This is a genomic window from Lentzea aerocolonigenes (assembly GCF_000974445.1).
Classification (GTDB): domain Bacteria; phylum Actinomycetota; class Actinomycetes; order Mycobacteriales; family Pseudonocardiaceae; genus Lentzea; species Lentzea aerocolonigenes.
Genome location: NZ_BBOJ01000053.1, coordinates 1 through 1,424, shown reverse-complemented (window position 1 = coordinate 1,424; position 1,424 = coordinate 1). Strand labels below are relative to the sequence as shown.

The following is a 1,424-nucleotide window of genomic DNA, read 5'->3' as shown; positions in this document are numbered from 1 at the left end:
CCTGAGACGTGATGCGTAGCCGATTGAGGCGAAGTAGAGTGATCCCATGCTGCCGAGAAAAGCCTCTAGCGAGCTTTCACGCGGCCCGTACCCCAAACCGACACAGGTGGTCAGGTAGAGAATACCGAGGCGATCGGGCGAACTGTGGTTAAGGAACTCGGCAAAATGCCCCCGTAACTTCGGGAGAAGGGGGGCCGTAGCGCTTGAAGCCTCTTGCGGGCTAGGGCGAGACGGCCGCAGAGACCAGCGAGAAGCGACTGTTTACTAAAAACACAGGTCCATGCGAAGTCGCAAGACGATGTATATGGACTGACGCCTGCCCGGTGCTGGAACGTTAAGGGGACCGGTTAGTCACTTTGTGGCGAAGCTGAGAACTTAAGCGCCAGTAAACGGCGGTGGTAACTATAACCATCCTAAGGTAGCGAAATTCCTTGTCGGGTAAGTTCCGACCTGCACGAATGGCGTAACGACTTCTCGACTGTCTCAACCGCAGGCCCGGCGAAATTGCATTACGAGTAAAGATGCTCGTTACGCGCGGCAGGACGGAAAGACCCCGGGACCTTTACTATAGCTTGGTATTGGTGTTCGATTCGGCTTGTGTAGGATAGGTGGGAGACTGTGAAGCTGGCACGCCAGTGCTGGTGGAGTCATCGTTGAAATACCACTCTGGTCGTATTGGATGTCTAACCTCGGTCCGTGATCCGGATCAGGGACAGTGCCTGGTGGGTAGTTTAACTGGGGCGGTTGCCTCCCAAAGAGTAACGGAGGCGCTCAAAGGTTCCCTCAGCCTGGTTGGCAATCAGGTGTTGAGTGCAAGTGCACAAGGGAGCTTGACTGTGAGACTGACGGGTCGAGCAGGGACGAAAGTCGGAACTAGTGATCCGGCCATGGCTTGTGGAAGCGTGGTCGCTCAACGGATAAAAGGTACCCCGGGGATAACAGGCTGATCTTGCCCAAGAGTCCATATCGACGGCATGGTTTGGCACCTCGATGTCGGCTCGTCGCATCCTGGGGCTGGAGTAGGTCCCAAGGGTTGGGCTGTTCGCCCATTAAAGCGGTACGCGAGCTGGGTTTAGAACGTCGTGAGACAGTTCGGTCCCTATCCGCCGCGCGCGTAGGATACTTGAGGAAGGCTGTCCCTAGTACGAGAGGACCGGGACGGACGGACCGCTGGTGTGCCAGTTGTTCTGCCAAGAGCATTGCTGGTTGGCTACGTTCGGAAGGGATAACCGCTGAAGGCATCTAAGCGGGAAGCTCGTTCCAAGATGAGGTATCCCACTCTTCGTGAGTTAAGGCCCCCAGCTAGACCACTGGGTTGATAGGCCAGAGGTGGAAGACCGGTAACGGTTGGAGCTGACTGGTACTAATAGGCCGAGGACTTGTTACAAAGACGCTACGCATCCACTGTGCGGTTCTGGAAGAAC

The 1,424-nt window shown here is 56.1% G+C and carries 1 other annotated feature (running past one end of the window).

Going from position 1 to position 1,424, the window contains the following annotated elements:
* Positions 1 to 1,387: a sequence feature (mutual gap in cmsearch alignment for this rRNA model is longer than 100), on the top strand (it extends 2,484 nt beyond the left edge of the window).
* Positions 1,388 to 1,424: the final 37 nt, after the last annotated feature.